The organism is Asticcacaulis sp. P2_C5 (genome assembly GCF_056404555.1).
Map to the genome: position 1 here is coordinate 718,059 of NZ_JBFUDU010000001.1, position 22,114 is coordinate 740,172.

At 61.3% G+C, this 22,114-nt stretch carries 17 protein-coding genes; 7 read left to right on the forward strand and 10 right to left on the reverse strand.

Features of this window, described 5'->3' with window-relative positions; all coding sequences use genetic code 11:
• Positions 1–198: 198 nt before the first annotated feature.
• Entirely contained in the window at positions 199–3,207 is a 3,009-nt protein-coding gene (locus AC1DXO_RS02965; protein WP_476976593.1) for a TonB-dependent receptor domain-containing protein, read from the forward strand.
• 85 nt (positions 3,208–3,292) lie between these two features.
• On the opposite strand, the gene pepN is transcribed toward AC1DXO_RS02965, so the two are convergent.
• The 5 genes from pepN to AC1DXO_RS02990 all read right to left on the reverse strand — a co-directional run bounded on the left by pepN (position 3,293) and on the right by AC1DXO_RS02990 (position 7,836).
• Complete coding sequence (pepN, locus tag AC1DXO_RS02970; protein WP_476976594.1) at positions 3,293–5,926, reverse strand: aminopeptidase N; 2,634 nt, start codon at positions 5,924–5,926, stop codon at positions 3,293–3,295.
• A 104-nt stretch (positions 5,927–6,030) separates the two neighbouring features.
• Positions 6,031–6,288: a hypothetical protein gene (locus AC1DXO_RS02975; RefSeq protein WP_476976595.1), complete on the reverse strand. Its 258-nt coding sequence runs from the start codon at positions 6,286–6,288 to the stop codon at positions 6,031–6,033.
• Positions 6,289–6,291: 3 nt separating this feature from the next.
• Positions 6,292–6,570 carry a hypothetical protein gene (locus tag AC1DXO_RS02980; RefSeq protein WP_476976596.1) on the reverse strand — a complete coding sequence of 93 codons (279 nt, stop codon included), beginning with the start codon at positions 6,568–6,570 and terminating at the stop codon, positions 6,292–6,294.
• A complete protein-coding gene (locus tag AC1DXO_RS02985; RefSeq protein ID WP_476976597.1) occupies positions 6,567–6,818 on the reverse strand; it encodes a hypothetical protein in 252 nt (83 codons plus the stop codon). The genes AC1DXO_RS02980 and AC1DXO_RS02985 overlap by 4 nt, the downstream gene beginning before the upstream one ends.
• 121 nt (positions 6,819–6,939) lie before the next feature.
• The gene (locus AC1DXO_RS02990; protein WP_476976598.1) at positions 6,940–7,836 is read right to left on the reverse strand and encodes a LysR substrate-binding domain-containing protein; all 897 of its coding nucleotides are present in this window, start codon (positions 7,834–7,836) and stop codon (positions 6,940–6,942) included.
• Between the two features lie 97 nt (positions 7,837–7,933).
• Here AC1DXO_RS02990 and AC1DXO_RS02995 point away from each other — a divergent pair, with 97 nt between their 5' ends.
• Both AC1DXO_RS02995 and AC1DXO_RS03000 read left to right on the forward strand, forming a co-directional pair.
• Positions 7,934–8,791: an aldo/keto reductase gene (locus tag AC1DXO_RS02995; protein WP_476976599.1), complete on the forward strand. Its 858-nt coding sequence runs from the start codon at positions 7,934–7,936 to the stop codon at positions 8,789–8,791.
• A gap of 29 nt (positions 8,792–8,820) precedes the next feature.
• Positions 8,821–10,011 carry an aldo/keto reductase gene (locus AC1DXO_RS03000; protein WP_476976600.1) on the forward strand — a complete coding sequence of 397 codons (1,191 nt, stop codon included), beginning with the start codon at positions 8,821–8,823 and terminating at the stop codon, positions 10,009–10,011.
• 151 nt (positions 10,012–10,162) lie between these two features.
• On the opposite strand, the gene AC1DXO_RS03005 is transcribed toward AC1DXO_RS03000, so the two are convergent.
• Positions 10,163–10,708, reverse strand: coding sequence for a hypothetical protein (locus AC1DXO_RS03005; protein ID WP_476976601.1), 546 nt, complete (start codon positions 10,706–10,708; stop codon positions 10,163–10,165).
• Between the two features lie 230 nt (positions 10,709–10,938).
• The gene (locus AC1DXO_RS03010) at positions 10,939–11,466 is read right to left on the reverse strand and encodes a DUF1579 family protein (protein ID WP_476976602.1); all 528 of its coding nucleotides are present in this window, start codon (positions 11,464–11,466) and stop codon (positions 10,939–10,941) included.
• Between the two features lie 127 nt (positions 11,467–11,593).
• On the opposite strand from AC1DXO_RS03010, the gene AC1DXO_RS03015 reads away from it, so the two are divergent.
• Complete coding sequence (locus tag AC1DXO_RS03015; protein ID WP_476976603.1) at positions 11,594–12,418, forward strand: helix-turn-helix domain-containing protein; 825 nt, start codon at positions 11,594–11,596, stop codon at positions 12,416–12,418.
• A 228-nt stretch (positions 12,419–12,646) separates the two neighbouring features.
• Entirely contained in the window at positions 12,647–15,322 is a 2,676-nt protein-coding gene (ppc, locus tag AC1DXO_RS03020) for a phosphoenolpyruvate carboxylase (RefSeq protein ID WP_476976604.1), read from the forward strand.
• Between the two features lie 43 nt (positions 15,323–15,365).
• Here the strand turns inward: ppc and AC1DXO_RS03025 are convergent, their stop codons facing one another.
• The 3 genes from AC1DXO_RS03025 to AC1DXO_RS03035 form a co-directional block, all read right to left on the reverse strand.
• On the reverse strand, positions 15,366–17,078 hold the full coding sequence (locus AC1DXO_RS03025; RefSeq protein ID WP_476976605.1) for a Na/Pi cotransporter family protein: 1,713 nt from the start codon (positions 17,076–17,078) through the stop codon (positions 15,366–15,368).
• A 160-nt stretch (positions 17,079–17,238) separates the two neighbouring features.
• Complete coding sequence (locus AC1DXO_RS03030) at positions 17,239–17,661, reverse strand: NUDIX hydrolase (protein WP_476976606.1); 423 nt, start codon at positions 17,659–17,661, stop codon at positions 17,239–17,241.
• A 12-nt stretch (positions 17,662–17,673) separates the two neighbouring features.
• A complete protein-coding gene (locus tag AC1DXO_RS03035) occupies positions 17,674–19,296 on the reverse strand; it encodes an inorganic phosphate transporter (RefSeq protein ID WP_476976607.1) in 1,623 nt (540 codons plus the stop codon).
• A gap of 524 nt (positions 19,297–19,820) precedes the next feature.
• Between AC1DXO_RS03035 and zwf the strand changes: the two genes are divergently transcribed.
• Together zwf and pgl are read left to right on the forward strand one after the other, a co-directional pair.
• A complete protein-coding gene (gene zwf / locus AC1DXO_RS03040; RefSeq protein ID WP_476976608.1) occupies positions 19,821–21,308 on the forward strand; it encodes a glucose-6-phosphate dehydrogenase in 1,488 nt (495 codons plus the stop codon).
• Between the two features lie 9 nt (positions 21,309–21,317).
• Positions 21,318–22,112 (forward strand): 6-phosphogluconolactonase, encoded by a 795-nt coding sequence (gene pgl / locus AC1DXO_RS03045; protein ID WP_476976609.1) that lies wholly within the window; start codon positions 21,318–21,320, stop codon positions 22,110–22,112.
• The last annotated feature ends 2 nt before the right edge of the window (positions 22,113–22,114 follow it).

The following is a 22,114-nucleotide window of genomic DNA, read 5'->3' on the forward strand; positions in this document are numbered from 1 at the left end:
GCCTATCGGTTCATATACTGGCATTTATGTCACATTTATTACCTTTCGGCATCGATACCGTCACAAACGACACTAAATGGCCACTGATGCCTGTGGCAATTACCTGCGAGGTAATTTCGGCCCCGATGCGGACCTGTTAGCAAAACAAGGCAGATTTGAAACTAACTGCACAGCAGCCCACATACGGAGAGAGTTACGTTGAAATTATCGCTGAAGACATCCGCCCTGATGGCGACGACTATGCTGGCCGGCCTGGGCGCCGCGTCGGTCCAGGCCCAGGACGCGGCGCCTGCCGCCGCCCCGGTGAACGACACTACGGTGGTGGTCATCACTGGGTCGATCCTGAAGAAAAAGAACCTGCAGTCGATCTCGCCGCTGACCACCCTGACCTCGGCCGACCTCGAAAAGCGCGGCGTCACCACGATCGAAAGCGCCATCCAGAACGTCGCCGGCAATAATGGCGGCGCCATGAACAATAACTGGAGCGCCGGCGGCAACTTCGCCGGCGGGGCGTCGGGCATATCGCTGCGCGCCCTGACCACCAACTCGACCCTGGTCCTGGTCGATGGCCTGCGCATGGCCTATTACCCCCTGGCCGACGACGCGACACGCAATTTCGTCGACCTCAACACCATCCCCAACGCCATTGTCGACCGGGTCGAAGTCCTGCAGGACGGCGCGTCGTCGACCTACGGCTCGGACGCCATCGCCGGCGTCGTCAATGTCATCACCAAGAAGCAGTTCAAGGGCTTTACCGCCAAGGCCATGGTCGGCTCGACGGAATACAACAAGGCCGGTGTCGGCGCGCTGGCGGCCACCTGGGGCAAGGGCGACCTGGACTCGGACGGCTATAATTTCTACATCAGCGGCGAATACCAGAAGAACGACGCCCTGATGGCCCGCGACGCCCGCTTCCCGTACAATACAGCCGATCAGAGCTCGTATTGCGCCCAGGTCGGCGGCCCGGCCGTCCCCGGCGCCGTCGACGCGCAAGGGCGGACCTGCCGCACCAACGGCATCACCAACGGCGTCCAGTTCGACGGCCGCTATACCGGCATCGTCGCCAATACCGTAGCGATGGTCCGTCCGTACAACGCCACCAATACCACGGCCCAGGGCAACTGGCAGCTGCTGAACCCGACGCGCGGCTGCGGCGACCTCACCCCCTATACCATCACGGCGGCCAACCTGCCGGTGGCGGTTTCGGGCATATCCGCCGGTACCCAGGTGTGCCAGCAGGACCTGACCCACGACTACAACACCGTCCAGCCGGAAGACACGCGCAAGAGCGTTTCGGCCCGCCTGACCAAGCGGTTCAGCGATACACTGGAAGGCTATGTCGCCATCAATCTGTATGAGAACGCCACCTTATTCACCGGGCGCAGCGGCCCGCGGACCATTCAGGGCGTGACCACGCCGGGTGTGGCGCGGACCTCGGTCAACCTGACCAATGTCCCGTTACCTGTCTATATCTGCCCGCGCACCACGGTCGGCGCCTGTAACTCGACCAACGGCGTGCTCAATCCCAACAACCCGTTTGCGGCTGCCGGCAATGTCGCCCGCATACAGTACCGTTGGGCCGACCTGCCCAACTATACCCAGACGCGTTCGGACACCGTGCGCTTCGCGGCGGGCCTCAGCGGCACGGCCGACGGCTGGGACTTCAATCTCGACTTCACCGCCATGAAGTCCAAACTGAACTACGACAAGTACGGTTCGCCCAACCTCCAGCACGTGCTGGACGTGATTAAGGATGGTTCGTACAACTTCCTAGACCCCAGCCAGAACAGCCAGGCGGTGCGCGACTATGTCTCGCCGCCCAGCCTGCAACGGGCCGAGTCAGAACTGGTCATGGGCCAGGCCAGTGCGTCGAAGAGCCTGATGGAGCTGGACGGCGGTGCACTGCAACTGGGTGTCGGCGTCGCCCTGCGCTATGAAAGAGTCAATAACCCGAGCGGCAATCCCGACCTGGTCGGCGCCAATCCGTTCGACCGCTACGACAGCGCGATCAACCCGTTCGGCGCCGTCGGCTTCCGCCACGTCACCTCGGCCTTCTTCGAACTGGATGCGCCGTTCACGCCGAAGCTGGACGTCAATTTCAGCGGCCGTTTCGACAGTTATTCGACCGGTTTCGCCAACTTCTCGCCGAAGATCGCCACCAGCTACAAGCTGCTGGATCAACTGCGGCTGCGCGGCTCGTTCTCCAAAGGCTTCCGCGCCCCGTCGATCGCCGAGAACTTCGGCGCACCGACGACCGGCTTCGTCGCCCAGAACGCGCCGCTGGCCTTCCGCCAGTTGCACAATGCCTCAGGTACGCCGGGCTACGGCCAGGGCTTCTCGCTGGGCCTGACCACGACCTCGGACCCCAACCTGAGGCCGGAGACGTCGGAAAACACCTCGCTGGGCGTGGTGTGGCAGCCGACCAAATGGCTGGGCGTTACCTTCGACTATTTCAACATCCACAAGGACGACATCATTGCCGGCGACGATCCATCCAGGGCGATCGAAGCCTATTTCGCCGGCCAGCCGATCCCGGCGGGCTTCACTGTGGTTCCGGGCGCCCCGGACCCGCTGCTGCCCAACACCCTGCCGGTGCCGGCTTTCGTCCAATACAACCTGATCAACCTGGCCGCCCAGGACATTGCCGGGGTCGACGCCTCGGTGACCGGGCGGTTCGTCTTCGGGCCGGTCAAGTGGACCACCTCGCTGGATGCCAGCTATATCCAGTATTACAGCCAGACCTATCCGGACGGCACGCGCCAGCGTTACGACGGCACGCTGGGCAATAACCAGATCACGTCCGGTTCGGGCACGCCCAAGCTGAAGGGCAACTGGCAGAACACGGTGGATTACGGTCCGCTGTCGGTGACGGCAACGGCCTACTACACCAGCGGTTACAAGTCGCTGGCGACCGACAATGGCGACGACTATTACGGCGAATGCGCCGATAACCAGACGGTCGCCTTCTACCGCGACGGCGCCACGCCGGTGAAGTGCGAGGTTGAGGGCTTCACCAATGTCGACCTGAACACCACCTATCGGGTCAACAGCCACTACACGCTGATGCTGGACGTCACCAATGTGTTCGACGCGAAGGCGCCCTACGATCCGTCGGGCACCTATGGCCTGGCCCTGTATAACCCGGCGTTTACCGCCACGGGTATGCTGGGTCGGTTCTGGAAGCTGAGCGGCAAGGTGACCTTCTAACGCATCTTTGAAATAATTGAGGAAAATCCGGGATTTGGGGCCGCCCCAGGTCCCGGATTTACTTTTTTCTGATCAGACGTCGGCCTTAAGGGGGCGCCGCAGCTCCCGTCTGGCTGTTCCTCGCCTTGCCGGCGAGTTCTGCGACGTTCTTCGACAAGTTCGGCGCTGCCAGGATCGCGTCGAGCGCCGCCTGCATAAGGTCGTTATAGGGAGCGGCGTAGTTTTGAAAGCGCGACAGGGGCTCGATCATACGCGCCGCCGTCATCGGGTTGAAGGCATCGACCGTCAGGACCTGATCGACCAGGAAGGCGTAGCCTTTGCCTTCAGCATTATGGAAAACGCTCTGGTTGGAAGCGAAACCGCCGACCAGGGCGCGCCAGCGATTCGGCACCTTTGCGTCGAAATCGGGATGCCGACTGAGCGCTTCGACGCGGGCCAGGGTATCCGGGTGCGGGCAGGTGGCCTGCAGGCTGAACCATTTGTCGATGACCAGCGGTTCGTTGCGGAAACGCTTGTAAAAGGCGTCGAGTGCGTCCTGGTATGGCGCGCCCTGGACGTGCATCAGCGCCTGAAGGCCGCCGACCATGTCCGTCATATTGGTCGCCCTGGCAAAATGCTGCTGGGCCAGGTCCGCCAGCCCCGCCGTATCGGCGGCCTCGGCACAACCGGCCAGCAGAAGGTCGAGCAGGGCATTGCGCAGGGCACGCAGGCCGGCCGCCTGGGCGTCCGGCGAGAAGCTGTCCGGGGTCGGGATCGCGGTGTAGAGACGCAGCAACGTGGCTTTCAGACGGCTTGACAGAGCCGCCTTCAAACGCCGGCGGTTGGCGTGGAGAAAAGCGGGGTCGACCGGTCTCACCGACTGGGCCAGGTCGCTTTCGCTGGGCAGGCCGACCATCAACGCCTTGAAGGCGGGCTCCAGGGCGTCATCGGTCAGGCAGGCCGACATGCCGTCGGCAAAGGCGTTGATCACATCCGCAGTTGGCGCTGCCTGCAACAGGATATCGCGCGCCAGGCCCTGGGCGGCTTCCCAGCGGTTGAAGGGATCGCTGTCGCCGCGCAGGCGGGCAAAGGCGTGGCTTGTGGGTTCGTCTACGCGCAGGACGACGGGCGCCGAGAAATGACGCAGGGCGGAGATGACCGGTCGTGACGCGACGTTGGTCAGCACCACATCCTGGCTCGCCTCACGCAGGACGATCAGCGTATCCGTTATGCCGTCGTTAAAGGTCAGGACCTTGCCCTGTTCGTCGAGCAGACCAAGGCGAATGGGAATGGGCAGGACCTTCTTGTTAGTCTGGCCCGGCGTCGGTTGGGTTTCCTGGCGCAGGCGCAAGGTAAGGGTTTGCGCCGTCGCGTCGTAGGCGGGCGTCAGGCTCAGATGCGGCGTACCGGCCTGGGTGTACCAATCGAGCATGCCGGAAAAATCTTCACCCGTGACCGCAGCAAAGCTGGCGACGAAGTCTTCCAGCGTCGCAGCCGTGCCGTCATTGGCGGCGAAATAATGGTCCAGCGCCTTGCGGTAGGTGTCGGGACCGGTCAAGGTCTTCAGCATGCCGACGATCTCGGCGCCCTTTTCATAGACGGTGGCAGTGTAGAAATTGTCGATCTTGGCATAGGAGGACGGCCGCGCCGGGTGGGCGAGGGGGCCTGAATCTTCCGGAAATTGCCTGGCCCTTAACGCCCTGACATCCTTGATGCGTGCGACCGCATGACCACGCTGGTCGGCTGAGAAACCCTGGTCACGGAAGACGGTCAGGCCTTCCTTCAGGCAGAGCTGGAACCAGTCGCGGCAGGTAACGCGGTTGCCCGACCAGTTGTGGAAATATTCGTGGGCGACGACGCTTTCGATGCGTTCGTAGTCGAGGTCCGTGGCGGTGGTTGCGTCGGCCAGCAACAACGACGCGTTGAAGATGTTCAGCCCCTTGTTTTCCATGGCACCGAAGTTGAAATCGCGCACGGCGACGATCATGAACAGGTCGAGATCATATTCGCGGCCATAGGCCTCTTCGTCCCACTTCATCGAGCGTTTCAGCGCGTCCATGGCGTAGGCGGCGCGGTCGCGCATGCCGGTATCGACGTAGATTTTCAGGGCGACATCGCGACCGGACATGGTGGTGAAACTGTCTTCGAGGACGTCGAGATCGCCAGCCACAAGGGCGAAGAGGTAGCAAGGCTTGAGAAAGGGATCTTCCCACTGGGCAAAGTGCCTGTCGTTGTCGAGATCACCTTGCTCGACCAGATTGCCGTTAGACAGCAGCCAGGGGAAGCCGGCCTTCGGGGCTTCGATGCGGACGCGGAACTTGCTCATCGCATCGGGGCGATCGAGATACCAGGTGATCTTGCGGAAGCCTTCCGCCTCGCACTGGGTGCAGTAACGGCCCGACGACATATAGAGGCCTTCCAGCGTCTTGTTGTCCGACGGATTGATCTCGGCCTCGGTCTCAAGGACAAAGCGATCGGGCACGCTTTTGATCGTCAGGGTTTCGTCGCCCAGGCTGTAGTCGGTGACCGGTTGACCGTCGATTGTGATGCTGATCAGTTTCAGGCGCTCGCCCATCAGGACGAGGGGCGCATCGGCCGCGCCCTGGCGTTCCAGGGTGAGACGCGCCCTGACCCGCGTGGCGGCGGGCGCCAGGTCGAAGGTCAGTTCGGTCGAAGGGATGGCAAAGTCCGGACGCTTGTAGTCGGCGAGGCGAATGGTCTGTGGGGTATCGGTGCGCATGAAAAAGGTCCGGTCTATGGGTTATCGGACCATATGGGGCGTCGCATCATGAAGGCAATATGCGATTGCAGTTGCCGGCTTAGTGTCGTGAAAATGATCTGGTGCTATCTTGCCGGTCGGCGGGCGGCGTCGGCGCCTTCGCCGTAATTGCTGCGCAGCCCGGCCTCGCGCGCCGCCTGGATGCTGAGGATGGAGGCGATGCGCGGCGCGTCCGACGTCCGGGTCAGCGGCCGTGCGTCGATATCGTACTGATGGCCGCCGACATTGAAGGCGGCCGGGTTGGCGGGGTCCTTATGGACCTGAAACGGCTGGTCGACGCCGTCAAGCTGGACCCAGGCACTTTCATACAGGCGAAAACTCATGACTTATCCAATATTCTGGCCAAGGTCCCGGGTGCCACGCAATTCGGCTGCCCCGCCGCTGCGAAACACACCCTGAATGGCGATCCGGGCGGCGGCGAGGGCGCCGGCGTGCGAAATATAGCCGCCGGACGGGCGGCCATCGCGCGTGACTTCCCACAGGTCGCCGTCCTGGCGGATTTTAAACCGAACGGGAATGTTTTCCTGCGCCAGACCCTGTTCGCCAAAGGTCGGCCACAGGTCGTCCCAAAGGGCGATGCGCGACAGGTTCCTGAGTTTCATCACGTGTTGCCTCCGCCCTGTCGAACCGTCGCCCAGCCAGGACCGGTTTCGTCGGCCGCGATATAGTGCCAGGCACCGCCGCAGCGTTCGATCCGGCCTTTCTCCCAACAGATAGGATCACTGGATTTGGCAAGATGTTCACGCATACCCTCATTTTCGCTGGTCTCTTCGGCCAGCCGATCCATGCGCAGGCGGGCCAGTAACAGCCCGCGGGAAAACTTAAATTGGTGGAGTGGCGCTCTGAGCGTCATATTGGCCCCTTTCCGGGGTGGGCCAAGGCTCCTGCGAGGCAGGACAGCTATAGCTTTTTCTTATATGGCGTCTCAGGGGGCGTAACGTAAGGGGCGGCGATGTCTTTAATTGCGGCTTAGCTCACGGCGTCCTGTAACGCAGCGCCGCCACGAGGGCTGAAAGGGCCGGTGAGGACTGCCGCCGGCTCGGATAATACAGGTGGTAACCGGCAAATGGCGCGCACCAGCTTTCCAGGACGCGGATCAATTGGCCGCGTTCCATGTACCGCAGCACCTGATCCTCCGGAACATAGGCCAGGCCAAGTCCGTCCAGCGCCGAACTCAGTCTTAGCGTCAGGTTATTATACACCAGTTGCCCTTCGACCCGGACATGCAGTTCCCGGCCATCCTTCTCGAACTCCCAGGGAAACAGGCCGCCATGGGTTGGAAAGCGCATGTTGATGCAGTTGTGCGCTGTCAGGTCATGGGGCGTGTCCGGTACCGACCGATCCGCGAAATAGGACGGGGAGCCGACCACGGCCATGCGCATATCGGGCCCGATCCGCACGGCAATCATATCCTTGGCGACCTGCTCGCCGAGTCTGACCCCGGCATCGAACCGCTCGGCGACAATGTCGGTCAAACCATAGTCGACTATGATTTCGACAGTTATGTCCGGGTGCGCCTCCAGGAAGGTCTTGAGTGCAGGTTCCAGGACGGACACAGCCGCATGTTCGCCGGCGGTGATCCTTATGGTTCCTGCAGGCCGCTCCCGCAGCGCGGTCAGCGCCGCCAGTTCGCTTTCGATCTCGTCAAACCTGGGGGCGAGCGTTTTCAGCAGACGTTCGCCGGCCTCAGTCGGAGAGACGCTGCGCGTCGTCCGGGTCAGCAATCTCAGGCCCAGACGTTCTTCCAGCCCACGTATTGTCTGGCTCAGGGCCGACTGGGACACGCCCAATCTTGCCGCCGCGCGCGTGAAACTCCGTTCCTTGGCCACAAGGGCAAAAGCGGCCAGGCTATCGAAACTGGGCGGCAACATTCATTAGCTCTTCTTATAAAGGCATGTGGATTATAGCATCTAATCGAATGGGTCTGCATGGGATAAATTCCACCGATGCCATATTTCCGAAAGGTGCATGACGATGCAAATTGTAACCCTGAACAACGGCCTGACCATGCCGGCCCTGGGCTTCGGGGTGTTTCAGATTGCCGATGCGAAAGACTGTGAGCGCTGCGTCATCGATGCGATCGAAACCGGCTATCGCCTGATCGATACGGCGGCTTCGTATCTCAATGAGGGGGCGGTGGGCAGCGGTATTCGCAATAGCGGTATCGCGCGGGGCGAGCTGTTCGTCACGACCAAGCTATGGATTCAGGATGCCGGTTACGACAAGACCCGGCGAGCCATCGATGAGTCGCTGCGGCGCCTGCAACTCGATTACCTGGACATGTATCTGATCCACCAGCCGTTCAGCGATGTGCACGGTTCTTGGCGTGCCATGGAGGAGGCTTATAAAGCCGGCAAGCTGCGCGCCATCGGCGTGAGCAACTTCCATCCCGATCGCTTGATGGACATCAAGGCGTTCAATGAGGTGGCGCCTGCCGTCAACCAGGTCGAGGTCAATCCGTTTCAGCAGCAAACCGATAGTGTGGACTTCATGACGTCGATCGGGGTCCAGGCCCAGGCCTGGGCGCCGTTTGCCGAGGGCCGCAACGGCCTTTTCCAGAACGCCTTGCTGCTCGAAATCGCCGCAAAGCACGCAAAGTCCGTGGGGCAGGTTGTCCTGCGCTGGCTGGTTCAGCGCGGGATCGTGGCGCTGGCTAAGTCCGTTCGCAAGGAACGCATGGCCGAAAACCTGGCCGTTTTCGACTTTCGGCTCGACGAGTCGGACATGGCGCGCATCGCAACTCTGGACACCAGGACCAGCAGCTTCTTCTCCCACCGTGACCCCGAAATCGTCAAATGGATGAGCGAGCGCAAGCTCGACATCTGAAAACGCTTATCTGATGGAAGGCTACGCCCATGTCCCGCCCCTCACCGAAAACTGAACAACCGAAATCGTTCGATCGCAGGCAGATGCTGTTTTCCGGCGCCGCCATTGCTGCTGCCACGCCTCTACTGGCCGCGGGAACCGCAACGGCTGCGGAAGGCGCCAATAAACCAGCCGGTACCGGCTCCGCGTCGCAACCCGTGCTCACGGCCGACACCCGGCGCCGGCTGGGCAGGCTGGAGGTGTCGTCGGTTGGCATCGGCGTCCAGAATATGAGCCGTACCTATCAGACGACGATTCCGAACCGGCCCGAGATGCTCACCATCATTCGCACAGCTTTCGATCATGGCGTCACCTTTTTCGACGCGGCGGAGGCCTATGGTCCGCATGAGGTTGAACGGATCCTCGGAGAGGGCGTTCAGCCGTTCCGCGACAAGGTGGCGATCACCTCGAAGTTCGGCTGGAATATCGATCTCGAAACCGGCGAACGGAGGCCAGGTCTCAACAGCCAACCTGCCCATATCCGGTTGGCCGTGGAGGGGATGCTGAAGCGCCTGCGGACCGACCGTATCGACCTGCTCTACCAGCACCGTGTCGATCCGCAGGTGCCGATTGAAGACGTTGCCGGCATGGTTGGTGACCTGATGAAGGAAGGCAAGGTTCTGCACTGGGGACTGTGTGAAATGGGGCCAAATACGCTGCGGCGGGCCCATGCCGAACAGCCCGTCACGGCCGTACAAAACGAATATTCGATGCTGTGGCGCGGACCGGAGGATGTCGTCCTTTCCCTGTGCGAGGAACTGGGCATCGGATTCGTGCCGTGGAGCCCCTTGGGGGTAGGCTTTCTCACCGGCGCTATCGACGCCAATACGCGCTTCGCCGACGGCGATATTCGCAAGGTTGAGGGAAGATTCGCGCCCGAAAACCTTTCGCACAACCTCGGTCTGGTCGCGCTTGTGAAAGCCTGGGCCGAACGCAAGCAGGCGACACCAGCTCAGATCGCCCTGGCCTGGTTATTGGCGCAACGGCCATGGATCGTGCCTATTCCAGGCACCACCCAGATGGCGCATATGCTAGAAAATACCGGTGCGGCTTCGGTGCGTTTCACGCCGTCCGAAATAGCCGAATTGAACGCCGCCGTCGCGGCCATTCAGGTTCAAGGCGCACGGCTGCCGGATCAGGTGCTGGCTTTTTCCGGCGTCGAAGCGCCACCAAAGCGTTGACAGCGGCTCCAAGCTGCGATGACACTGACTCATCGCGCTTGGCAAGGGCGACCGCCCGCCCGAGCTTATGCGAGGAGCCATGCGGCGTTTGAGCTGAAAAAATGCGAATACCAACCTGCACCTTGTGGGTCAGTATCTGTGCAGGTTGGTATTAATCGCGCGTAGCGGCCTCGACGTCGGTTTCGACCGCCTTGCGCAGTTGTTCGGCGCGCTTGGCCAGTTTCATCAGGTCGTCGTCGATATCGGCGCCGTTATCGCGGGCATATTCGCGCAGATCCTTGGCCAGTTTCAGCAGGCGCGGGGCCGCGGCGATCAGGCGGGCCTGCATCTCGATCAGGGCCGGGTCGCGCTCATATTCGGCGCCGGGCACGCGCCAGCCGCCCCAGTCGTTGATGTCGGTGACGACGATCGGATAGGTGCCGGGAAAGGGATGGTTGCGGCTTTCGTCCGGGCTCTGCCACTTGTTGCGCGCGCGCATCAGCCGCCAGTTGCCCAGATCGCTGTCCTTGGCCTCGGCCTCGCTTTCAGGGATCAGTTCATCGGCGGCGAAGTCGCGTCCCAGGCCGCAGTCATAGGTCACCTTGACGGGCTCATCGAAGCCCTTGACCCAGACCGGATTGACCTTGTCGATCACCGCCCAGGTGCCGACAGGCTCGACAAAAACGCGCTGGTGGCGGTGAAGGGTCGCTTTGGCCATGGCATCCTCGCTTATTTTCTTAGAGACTGTTTGCAAATCCGCCAGGCTGGTCTGCAAAGGGCCGTTTTCTGCGCTTCCGGTGCTCACGTACTTGAGTACGCTCCGCTCCGGTTCTCGAAACCAGCCCTTTTCGCCTCAGCCTTACGAATTTTCAAAACAGTCTCTTAAGCTGTCTTGAATGACTAAGCTTACACTCGAAGCGTTAAGATTTGGCACCGAGCTCTTTGCGGCTATTCGCTACGCGTATAGTCGAGCCGGACGGTCAGCGACTCTTTTCCGCCACGCGTTTCATAATAGTCGTAGCGGAAGTGGCGCGCGTCGGTGACGGTCATCACCTCCCTGACCGGAATGCCGGCTTCGCCCGGCGTCGATGCCGCCATGGTGCCGCGGAAAACATAGGTCTTCGAGGCGTCGTCATAGGCGCCGTAGGCCACCACTATGCCCGGAAAATTGACGTCCATCCAGGTGGTGAAATACTGCGCCGAACCATTATCGTAACCGATATAGCCCAGGCCTTCAAAGTCCGTGCCATCAGCGATATGCAACGACTGCCGCAGCTGCCGCTTCAGCACGACGGCAAAATCGGCGGTGCCTGTGTCGATCTTTGGGGACTGAGCGTCGCCGAGCCACAGCGACTGCTTGACGGTCCATGTGCCGGCCAATGACGCGAGCGCCTGGTGTTGTGGATCGATTGTCTGCGCACCGGCCGCTGCGGGAACCGCACACAACAGGGTTGCACACATAGCGATGATTTTCATGTCACGTCTCTCCCATGATCGATCCATTCAGATCGCATTCCGACAAGCGCAGTTCAACTACCTCGCAGGTCGTTGCGTTCAGTGCTAAGTCAGCCATTCTGCTCCCCTTCACCGAAAGAGCCGCCACGTGACGTCACCAGCCGCCAGCGAAGACTATCCGCCCATCGGCCTCCTGCTGCGCGAATGGCGCGCCATTCGGCGCATGAGCCAGTTCGACATGGCGCTGGAATGCGGCATGTCGGCACGCCACCTGGGCTTTGTCGAAAAGGGGAAGGCGCAGCCGTCGCGTGAGGCCGTGGGCCGTTTTGCCGACGCGCTCAGCGTCTCGCTGCGCGAACGCAATGCACTGCTGCTGGCGGCGGGTTACGCGCCCCAGCATCAGGAGAGCGACCTGACCTCTCCGGAACTGCTCCGCATGCATGACGCCGTCGCGCTGATCCTCAAGCATCAGAATCCCTATCCGGCCTTTCTGCTCAATCGCCAGTTCGATGTGCTCGACACCAATGAAAGCGCGGCGCGTGTTGGTGGCTTCATCAACCAGGGCCGCCCGCCCAAACACGCCAACCTGCTGCGCCAGGTGTTCGATCCGGAGGACCTGCGTCCCATTATCGCCAACTGGGACGAGGTCGCGGCCTGGTTCCTGCGCCGGCTGCAGGATGAACTGGCCGCCGCACCCGGCAACCTGACGGCACGGGCGCTTCTGGAAGAGGTGCTGACCTATCCCGACGTACCGCGCGAATGGCGCCATCCGAACTTTGGCAGCGATGCAAAACCGGTACTGACGATCGATTTCCGAAGCCCCGCCGGCCCACTGCGCTTCTTCGAGACCATTACCACCTTTGCCGCGCCGCTCAGCGTCACGCTCGACGATCTGCGCATCGACTGCGCCTTTCCGGTCGATGACAGGACGAAATCGATCTGTGAAGCCCTGGCGGTGGGCGAACTGGTCTGATAGCCGCCGTCGGCCCATTTGCGCGCCAATTTGTTGCATCTGCTACAACAATAATTGTCATCGTAAGCTATTGAATTATTTATTGATAACGCTAACAATTTTTGAAGAGTCAATTTGCTTTCTTGCGCTGCAGCAAAATCACGCTAAGCTTGCCGATTATAAAAAATTCGTCCGGACCAGCCACATCACGGACGCGGGGCAGTGCAACTTTTTGAAGGCTTATCAGCCATGACCGATACCGTGATCGACCACGTCCGCCAGAACGCCGCCATGCTGGAAGGCTATCTCAATGAAGCCGTTACGGACCAAGGGCGTGGCGCTGTTCTCGACAAGATCGAAGCTCTGACGCACGCGGATTTCGATTTCTCGACCTTGAGCGAATCCGATGCCGCCCATGCCGCACGCATCCTGACCTGCCAGTCGGCTTTGCAGGTGATCACCGAAGACGTATCGCAACTGGGCCAGATCGATACCTTCAAAAGCTTCGACGGCTCTATCCAGCCGATCAGCCTGGCCAATGCCGTGCGTTCGACCGTCCAGGAAGGCCTGGCCGACGCCGAGATCGAAGGCGTGCTCAAGGGCCTGCTGGCCTCTCCCGTCTTTACCGCCCACCCGACCGAAATGCGCCGGGCCAGCGTGGTCGAACGCGAATACGAGATCGCCACCCTGCTGCAGCAATATGAGAAGGTGACCAATCCGTCCGAGCGCGCCCAGATAGAGGACGACCTGTACCGCGCCGTGTCGCTGCTGTGGGGGACCCGCCTCAACCGGCCGGAACGGATCACCGTCCAGGACGAGATCAACAACCTTCTGGGCGTGGTTAAGCGTTCGATCCTGCCCGCCCTGGTGACGCTGTACAACGAATGGGGCCGCGACATTCCCCACGACGGCGCCCTGCCCAATATCTTGAAGCTGGGGTCGTGGATCGGCGGCGACCGCGACGGTCACCCGCATGTCGACGATGTCACGCTCAACTACGCCTTCAAGGAACAGGCCAAGGTCGCCTTTGCCTTCTACGCCCAGCAACTGGACAAGCTCGACACCGAACTGACCGTTTCCGACGAGGTGACCGAGGTGACCGAGGCGCTGAACGATCTGGCGCGCAAGTCGCTGAGCACCGACATCCACCGTATCGACGAGCCCTACCGTCGCGCCCTGTCGCACATCAAGCTGCGCCTGGCCCATACGCGTGCCAAAACCCTGGGCGAGGCGGTCGTCAACGGAGCTTCCGCCGCACCGCCCTACGAGACCTGCGACGCCTTTGCCCGCGAACTGCGAATTATACGCGACAGCCTGACCGGTCATGGTGGCCGCCGGATGATCGGGCGAACGCTGAAAACCCTGATCCGCATCGCCCGGTCGTGCGGCTTCCATCTGATGGCGCTGGATCTGCGGCAAAATTCCGACGTGCACGAGCGCGTCATCGCCGAACTTTACACCCAGTCGTCGGAATTGGTTGACTATCTCGGCATGTCGGAAAGCGAGCGTTGTTCGCTGCTGTTCGCCGAACTGACGACCGATCGTATGCTACGTTGGGAATTCGCCAAATATTCCGACGAGACGCGCAAGGAACTGCGTATCGTTGACGCGGCGGCGCAACTGATCAAGGCCTTCGGACCAGAGGCGTTCGGTGCCTATATCATCTCGAAGGCGGCGTCGGTCTCCGATATCCTGGAGCCCCTGGTCCTACTGAAACAGGCCGGCCTGGTGCGCGGCGGGACCCAGCCGCACACCATGATCAAGATCTCGCCGCTGTTCGAAACCATTGGCGACCTGGAAGCGGCGCCCGAGATCATGAAGAAGTGGCTGGGCAATTTCGCCGTGCGCTCGCTGATGGGCCGGCCGGCCATCCAGGAAGTGATGCTGGGCTATTCCGACTCGAACAAGGATGGCGGCTATACGGCGTCGCGCTGGCACCTGCATAAGGGTTCCAAGGCGGTCAAGGCGGTCTGCGACAAGGCCAAGGTCCAGCTTCGCCTGTTCCATGGTCGTGGCGGTTCCGTCGGCCGCGGTGGTGGACCGGCCTTCAACGCCATCCTGGCCCAGCCGGAAGGCACGGTCGGCGGCCAGATTCGCGTGACGGAACAGGGCGAGATGATCGCGCGCAAGTTCGGCAATGTGACGACGGCGCATAAGACGCTCGACAGCTTCGCGGCCGCAACCTACCTGGCGACGGCACCGAAGCAAAAGGACCTAAAGCCTTCGGACGACGCCAAACTGGAAGAAAAGTTCGCGCCCCTGATGGATAAGGTCTGCGACGCGTCGTTCGCCGCCTATCGCGGCCTGGTCTATGACGATCCGCATTTCCTGGCCTTTTTCCGCTCGGTGACGCCGATTTCGGAAATCTCCGACCTCAAGATCGGTTCGCGGCCGGCTTCGCGTACGGCTTCGGGTAAGATCGAGGACCTGCGGGCGATTCCGTGGGTGTTTTCGTGGTCGCAATCGCGCTTTGTCCTGCCGGGCTGGTACGGCTTTGCGGCGGCGGTGCGCGAGGTCGGCATCGCCGATGAAGTGCTACAGGAGATGGTCGGCTGGGACTTTTTCGACGTCTTTTTGGCCAATATGGAAATGGCCCTGGCCAAGGCCGATATGGACATCGCCGCGCTCTATGTCGGGCTGGCCAAGGAACCGGAAGAGGCCAAGCGCATCTTCGACAAGATACGCTTCGAATATGACGACACGGTCGCCCTGATCAAACGCATCCGCAAGGCGCCGACCCTGCTGTCGACCCAGGAACGCCTGCGCAGTTCGATCGAACGCTCGCGACCATTGCTCGATACGTTGAACCGGTTGCAGGCCTATCTGTTTGCCGTCCGGCGCGGTGGCAACCAGCACAAGCTGGTCAAGCTGGCCATGCAGCTGAGCGTCAACGGCATTGCCAGTGCCCTGCGCAATACGGGTTGAGGACCCCGGCTTTCAAGGCCTCAAGGTGCAGTGGTCGGGACTTTTAGGCTCGACTTCGAGGCAGGGAAGCTGTTTCCTGTGGAATCGAGGCGTCTGAAGGTTCGACCTTGCTCGCCAGGACCTTCGACGACGTCTTGTGCTTTTTCTCCTTGCCGCGGAGGATGGACAGGGCGATGGACGCAAGATGGTCGTTGATCTGGCGAAGATCGTGCAGCGTGTCGATTTCAACGGCGCTCGTCTCGACGCGTTCCGTCGAGCCCTGCCTGAGCCGATCGAGGTGAATGCGCGCCGCCTTTCCCTCCAGAATTTCCAGGGCATGTTTTTCATCGAACAGCGTCTTCAGGGATCGCTTGTCGCCGGTCATGAACACCGATGCCGTCAGCCGGACATTGGCGATCACGCGCCGGAAGATCGGTTCCAGATCCTGCCAGGCTTCCGTTGAGAAGGATTGCTGCCGTTTCAGCAACTTGCCGGCCCGTCGCGCCAGGCTGTTGCTGATAATATCGCCGACCTGTTCCAGCGTCGTCGCCGCGTAAAGCACCTGGTCGGACCTACGCCTGTCGCCGTCCGTGAACAGGTTCGCCGGAATGGCGGTAAGGTACATCTTTACGCTGCGGTTCAGGCTGTCCAGAATATCGTCGGTTCTGCGAATGGCGTCGACCTGGGTTTGGCCGGCGCCCTGGAAAGCCGCCGCGACCCCGACAAGCATGGTTTCGGCGACATCCGCCATGCGCATGACCTCTCGCCCGGCCGCCGCAACGGCAAGGTTGGGCTGCGTGGCCAGGGACGGATCGAGATAGATGGGCGCGCCGGCCTCGGTACTCAGCACCTCGGGGAAATACCGTTGCAGCAGACGCGCGCTGAAGCTGAGAAACGGCAGGCTGATCATGGCCATGATCAAATTGAAGACGAGATGGAAGTTGGCGGGGGCATGCGCCGTCAGTGTGGACAAGCCCGGCATGTGGGCAAACCAACCCAAGAGCGGGAGCGCGATCAGGCAGCCGAGCACCCGGTTGATCAGGTTGCCGACCGGCAGGCGAAGGGCAGCCGGATTTTTCCGCGACAGCATATTGAGCACGGGATTGATGGCGCTGCCCAGGTTGGCGCCCAGGACAAGCGAAAAGCTGACCGGCAAGGGGATCAGTTGCTGCTGGCTGAAGGACATGACCAGCAGGACGACCGCGATGCTGGAATGCATTGTCCAGGCCAGTACTGCGCCCAAAATCAGGGCGAGCACGAGATCACCGGTAACCAGGTTCAGCAGCGATTGGAAACCTTCGGTTTGCGCGGCATGGGTCAGCAGGGTCGTCATATGCGCCAGGGCGAACAGCATAAGGCCAAGGCCGATGGCGGCCCTGGCCAGGTCACGCTGCCGGTCTGTGCGGCCGAAGCGATGAAACAGCACGCCGGCGAGAACAAGAATGGGCGTGAAGGCGGACATGTCGAAGGACAGCAGTTGTACGATAAGGGTTGTGCCGACATTGCCGCCCAGTGTGATGGCCAGGCCCGAGAGGAGATCCAGCGTTCCTGACGCAGCGAGTCCGGCGGCGATGAGCGCCGTCGCCGTGCTGCTCTGGAGCAGCGTTGTGATGCCGAGCCCGGCCGCGAAGGCAATGAGGCGATGCTTCAGGCCGTGATGCAGAACGCGGCGGATCTGTGCGCCACAAGCCTCCATGACTCCGCCCTGCAACATGTGCAGGCCCCACAGCAGAAGGGCGACGAAGCCGGCGAGGTCCAGAAGTCCGAGAGTTTCCATTGCGCAACACTTTCACGACAGGCACGCAAAATATATCCGTGTTCGGATTAATTCAACTCACAATAAATTACGGAGTTTTGGAAAAATATGTTATTTTTGGCGAAGTTGGGCGGGTTTTTGAATTCAATAACCAGATGGTTGAAATCTGAAACAGGCGAAATTACGAAAAACTCGCCATGATGACGTCCATGAGGGAAGGACTGGTGACCATGGATTGTGCATGAACCGGTGATACCCACACCAAGGTGCGTTGACGGGCCTCCGGCCAGTAGGCCAGTTGGCGATCGACCCGCATCCTGTACACGTCGACGGAAAACTGTGACAGGACGTCCATGCCCTTGCGTTGTTTCTCGTAGGTGTAGACGCCGATCGGAACGGATTCGATTTCACCGATAAGGCCGGCCTCTTCGTAGGCCTCGCGGGCTGCGGCGTCCGGATCGCTCAGGCCTTCCATCGGCCATCCTTTGGGGATGATCCATTGTCGGGTGCCACGCGACGTCACCAGCAGGATTTCGACCTCGCCGGTCGTTGAGACGCGATAGGGCAGGGCGCCGACCTGTTGAAAGGGACTCTCTATCGACATGACATGGGCTTGCTAAAGAACCTGCCGCAGGCCGAAATACAGCAGCGCTGCGATGACAAGGGTTGCTGGCAAGGTCAGGATCCAGGCCAGGGCGATGCCGCGGATTGTATTCCACTGAAGGCCCGAGCGATTGGCCGTCATCGTGCCGGCAATGCCGCCCGACAGGATATGTGTTGTGGAGACCGGCAGGCCCAGGCGTTCAGCGGCAAAAATGGTGACGGCAGCCACCAGGCCGGCGGCCGCGCCCTGGCCATAGGTCATTTTCGAACTACCGATCTTTTCGCCGACGGTCACGACGATGCGCCGCCACCCGACCATGGTCCCCAGACCAAGCGCCAGGGCGGTGGCGACCTTGACCCAGTCCGGTATGAAGCGCGTCATGTCGTTGAGCGTCTTTTGCAGGCCGTCGAGCGACTTGATGTCCGCTTCCGGACTGGCCGTCTTGTCCGCCTTCAGTATCCCGACCGCGCCGTTGACCAGATACATGTCGTTGCGCAACTGTGACATCTCGCTGGCGGGAACATTACGCAGCGAACCGTGGTCATGAATCTGGCTTTCGATTCCCGCGGTCATCATGGCCAATGCGCCGAACACATCGCGCGTGTTGATCCTGCGCGCCCGGACGGCGGCATTCACCGCGCTGCGCGCGATGTCGAGTGTAGGCACGCTTGCGCCCTGGGCATGCGTGGCGAAGGTGGCTTCACCCGCCTGCAGCGCGGCAATATAGGCCGGCTGCCGGGCATCGGGCAGGTTGCGGTTCAGCGCGTAGGTGGCGGGCGCGACTCCGATCAGGATAATCATGATCAGGCCCATGCCCTTTTGGCCGTCATTGCCGCCATGGGCGAAGGAGACGCCGGTGCAGGCGGCGATCAGGGTTGCCCGGATCCACAACGGTGGCGGGGCTTCGCCCTGGGGCGCCTCGTAGAGCCTGGGGTTACGTATAAGCAGCTTCATGGCGATCAACAGCGTACCGGCGGCGATAAAGCCGATCAGGGGCGAGAAGATGAGGGCCTTTCCGACCTTGGCGGCCTGCGTCCAGTCGATGCCTGAGGTGGCGTGGACGGCCGAGGTCATCAGTTGGTTGGCGACGCCGACGCCCATGATCGACCCGATCAGGGCGTGAGAGGAGGAATTGGGAATCCCCAAGGCCCAGGTGCCGAGATTCCAGATGATCGCCGAGATCAGCAGTGCGAAAATCATGGCATAGCCGGCCCCGGTCCCGACCTGGAGAATCAGTTCGACCGGCAGCAACATGACGATGCCATAGGCAACCGCGCCGGTAGAGGCCATTACGCCCAGGAAGTTGAAAGCGCCCGACCAGATCACCGCGGTCAGGGGCTTCATCGAATGGGTGTAGATAACCGTGGCGACAGCGTTGGCCGTATCATGAAAGCCGTTGACGAATTCGAACCCGAACGCGACCAACAAGGCCAGGCCGAGAAAAAGGAAAGCGCCGATTGCGATCGGCTGGCCTATCTGTATGGCGTCTTCATGGACGCTGTAGCCGACATAGATCAGGCCCAGCAGGATAGGCACGATGAACAGGAGGGATGATGCCAGGACAAGTGTCTTGCGCGGTTTGCCCGGTCCCGCTGCGGGTTTGGGCTTTTGTGTTTCAGCGCTTGCGTCAAACATGATCGACTCGTGAAAATACCCGCCTGGCCGTCAGCCAGCGGCGCGTTGGCGCCTCATTGGCAGGAGATGGGCAAAGAGTCGATTTATTTTTATGACAGTTTTGTGACACCTGCCTGACCGCGCGCCGTCACCACGAACGGTCGGGAAACTGCAACTGCCGCCGTGCTCCTCGATTGCCTGGGTGATTTATTTCGCCGGCAAGTCGGAACCGCATCCTGTTGTGTTTCCAGCCTTTTTAAAGCGACCTGCACGCCCCTCCCATGTTGAATGCCGAGCCCTTGTGAGTCTTGGCTTTTACAAGCCGGTATTGTCTTGTCAGGACACGGAATTCTGGCCTATAGGGGACAGGTGCGCGCCCGGCTTGTGGCGCTGATTCCGATTAACGATTGACCTGCCCGAAGAGAGGGGCTATGACAGCGCTGTCATAAACGTTATCCGCGGACGCCCTGCTGACAGGGTGTTAACGGATAAACGATAAGCCTGATCCAACAGGCAGGTTATGTAGTCCAGGAAACGAACTTTTCATGTCGTCAAATTCAGCCGCGGCGGGTAGCCGTCAACAGGTATTTGTGCTCGTCGGGGGGACCGGCGATCTGGCCATGCGCATGCTGTGGCCGTCATTGGCCATGTTGGATCAGGACGGGTTCCTGAGTGACTCCCTGCGTATCATTTCGGTCGCGCGCGAAGACTGCGGCACCGAGGTCTGTGTCGATCGTATCGGCAATGCCGTTACTAAAAGGGTAGGGGAGTCGCTGGAAGCCGGCACCCTGGCGCGCTTTCGCAAGCGCATCGTCCACGTCGCGCTCGACGCCGCCAAGGACGACTGGGGCAGCAAGCTGAAGGCCGAACTGGGTGATATCGACAAGCTCGACATCGTCTTCTTCCTTTCGGTCTCGCCGTCGCTGTTCAAGCCGATCTGCGAACATATCGAGCGCGCCAGTCTCAACCGCGCCCCCAACCGCGTCATCATCGAAAAGCCGATCGGCCGCGACCTCAGCTCGTCCAGGGTGATCAATGATTCGGTCGCCCATGCCTTCGACGAATCGCGCACCTTCCGCATCGATCACTATCTCGGCAAGGAGACGGTGCAGAACCTGATCGCCCTGCGCTTCGGCAATATGGTGTTCGAGCCGCTGTGGAATTCGCAGTCGATCGACCACGTCCAGATCACCATCGCCGAGACCGTCGGGGTGGGCGAGCGTCTCGGCTATTACGACGAATACGGCGCCATCCGTGACATGTTGCAAAACCACCTGTTGCAGCTGCTGTGCCTGCTGGCCATGGAGCCGCCTTCGGCCCTGTCGTCCGACGCCCTGCGCGACGAAAAGGTCAAGGTGCTGCGCAGTCTCAAGCCGATCACGCCGGAAACGGTCAAGGACACGACAGCGCGCGGCCAGTATGGTCCGGGTTTTGCCGATGGCCATCCGGTCCTGGGCTACGAGGCCGAGAAGGGTTCGCCGTCCAACACCGAAACCTTTGTCGCCATCAAGGCCGAGATCGCCAACTGGCGCTGGGCCGGCACGCCCTTCTACCTGCGCACGGGCAAGTGCCTGCCGTCGCGTTCAACCGAAATTGTCATCCAGTTCAAGGCTTTGCCGCATTCGATCTTCGGCAGGGAAGCCCTGGCCAACCGCCTGTTGATCCGACTGCAGCCCGACGAAGACATCTCGCTGACCCTGAACAACAAGGCGCCGGGCCTGACCGCCGAAGGCATGCACCTTCAGGCGCTCGACCTGTCGCTGTCGCTGATCAAGGCGTTCGACAGTAATGGCAACAAGCCGCCGCGCCGCCGCATTGCCTATGAGCGGTTGATCCTCGACGCGCTGAACGGCAATAATGCCCAGTTCGTCCGCCGCGACGAGGTTGAAGCCGCCTGGATGTGGGTCGACGGCATTATCGACAGCTGGAAGACGGCCAATGTGAAGCCCCAGGCCTATCCGGCGGGCACTTTCGGACCGGTCAGCGGTTATCGCCTGATCGAACGCGACGAAGGCAGAACCTGGAATGATTAGGGTTTGGCAATGACTGAGGCCACCATTTCCGAGGCGCCTGAAGCCTCCCTGCTGCGCTGGAATGCGCCGCGCACCGCGCCCGGCGGTGGCGAGGTGCGCGTCCATACCTTTGCCAGCAAGGCTGAGGCCGGCCTCTATGTCGCCGGGGTCATCGCCGGCGCGCTGCAAGGCGCTGTCGCCGAACGTGGCGAAGCGCTGTGGATCGGTTGTGGCGGCACGACGCCCAAGCCGATCTATGAAAATCTCAACCGGCTCGATCTCGACTGGAAAAAGATTACCCTGGCCCAGGTCGACGAGCGTTTCGTTCCCGTTGACGACGCCAATTCCAACACGCGCATGATGAACGAGGCGCTGGATCCGATCCTGATGGAGGGGCTGACCTTTCTCAGCCTGATCGAGGACATCGATGACCAGGATGCCTGCGCCACCAAGGCCGAGGCGCGGTTGCGCGGACTGGCCGATGGCGCGGCACCCGTCTTCGACATCGCCCTGATGGGCATGGGACCCGATGCCCACTATGCGTCGATCTTCCCGCATCACCCTGTCAATGCCACGGTCTATGACACCGAACGCCTGGTTTTTCCGGTCGCGGCCAGCCTCAACGAGCATGAGCCGGCCCTGCCGCGCATCACCTTGACCGTGCCAGCGCTGAACAACAGCCGCCGCATCCTCTTCTTTATCACCGGCGAGACCAAGCTGGAGGTCCTGCGCACAGCCAGCCAGTCGACCGATCCGTTCCTGTCGCCGATCGGCGCTTTCCTGGCGCAATGTCCTTCGCCCGTCGATTTTGTCTGGGCCCCATAGAT

What these genes read in the sequence shown, in the direction of transcription:
- pepN (WP_476976594.1), bottom strand. Translation starts at nt 5,926, where the DNA reads ATGCGCACCGATACCCCACAGACCATTCGCCTCGCCGACTACAAGCGT.
- AC1DXO_RS02975 (WP_476976595.1), bottom strand. Translation starts at nt 6,288, where the DNA reads ATGAGTTTTCGCCTGTATGAAAGTGCCTGGGTCCAGCTTGACGGCGTC.
- AC1DXO_RS02985 (WP_476976597.1), bottom strand. Translation starts at nt 6,818, where the DNA reads ATGACGCTCAGAGCGCCACTCCACCAATTTAAGTTTTCCCGCGGGCTG.
- AC1DXO_RS02990 (WP_476976598.1), bottom strand. Translation starts at nt 7,836, where the DNA reads ATGTTGCCGCCCAGTTTCGATAGCCTGGCCGCTTTTGCCCTTGTGGCC.
- AC1DXO_RS02995 (WP_476976599.1), top strand. Translation starts at nt 7,934, where the DNA reads ATGACGATGCAAATTGTAACCCTGAACAACGGCCTGACCATGCCGGCC.
- AC1DXO_RS03000 (WP_476976600.1), top strand. Translation starts at nt 8,821, where the DNA reads ATGTCCCGCCCCTCACCGAAAACTGAACAACCGAAATCGTTCGATCGC.
- AC1DXO_RS03005 (WP_476976601.1), bottom strand. Translation starts at nt 10,708, where the DNA reads ATGGCCAAAGCGACCCTTCACCGCCACCAGCGCGTTTTTGTCGAGCCT.
- AC1DXO_RS03010 (WP_476976602.1), bottom strand. Translation starts at nt 11,466, where the DNA reads ATGAAAATCATCGCTATGTGTGCAACCCTGTTGTGTGCGGTTCCCGCA.
- ppc (WP_476976604.1), top strand. Translation starts at nt 12,647, where the DNA reads ATGACCGATACCGTGATCGACCACGTCCGCCAGAACGCCGCCATGCTG.
- AC1DXO_RS03025 (WP_476976605.1), bottom strand. Translation starts at nt 17,078, where the DNA reads ATGGAAACTCTCGGACTTCTGGACCTCGCCGGCTTCGTCGCCCTTCTG.
- AC1DXO_RS03030 (WP_476976606.1), bottom strand. Translation starts at nt 17,661, where the DNA reads ATGTCGATAGAGAGTCCCTTTCAACAGGTCGGCGCCCTGCCCTATCGC.
- AC1DXO_RS03035 (WP_476976607.1), bottom strand. Translation starts at nt 19,296, where the DNA reads ATGTTTGACGCAAGCGCTGAAACACAAAAGCCCAAACCCGCAGCGGGA.
- zwf (WP_476976608.1), top strand. Translation starts at nt 19,821, where the DNA reads ATGTCGTCAAATTCAGCCGCGGCGGGTAGCCGTCAACAGGTATTTGTG.
- pgl (WP_476976609.1), top strand. Translation starts at nt 21,318, where the DNA reads ATGACTGAGGCCACCATTTCCGAGGCGCCTGAAGCCTCCCTGCTGCGC.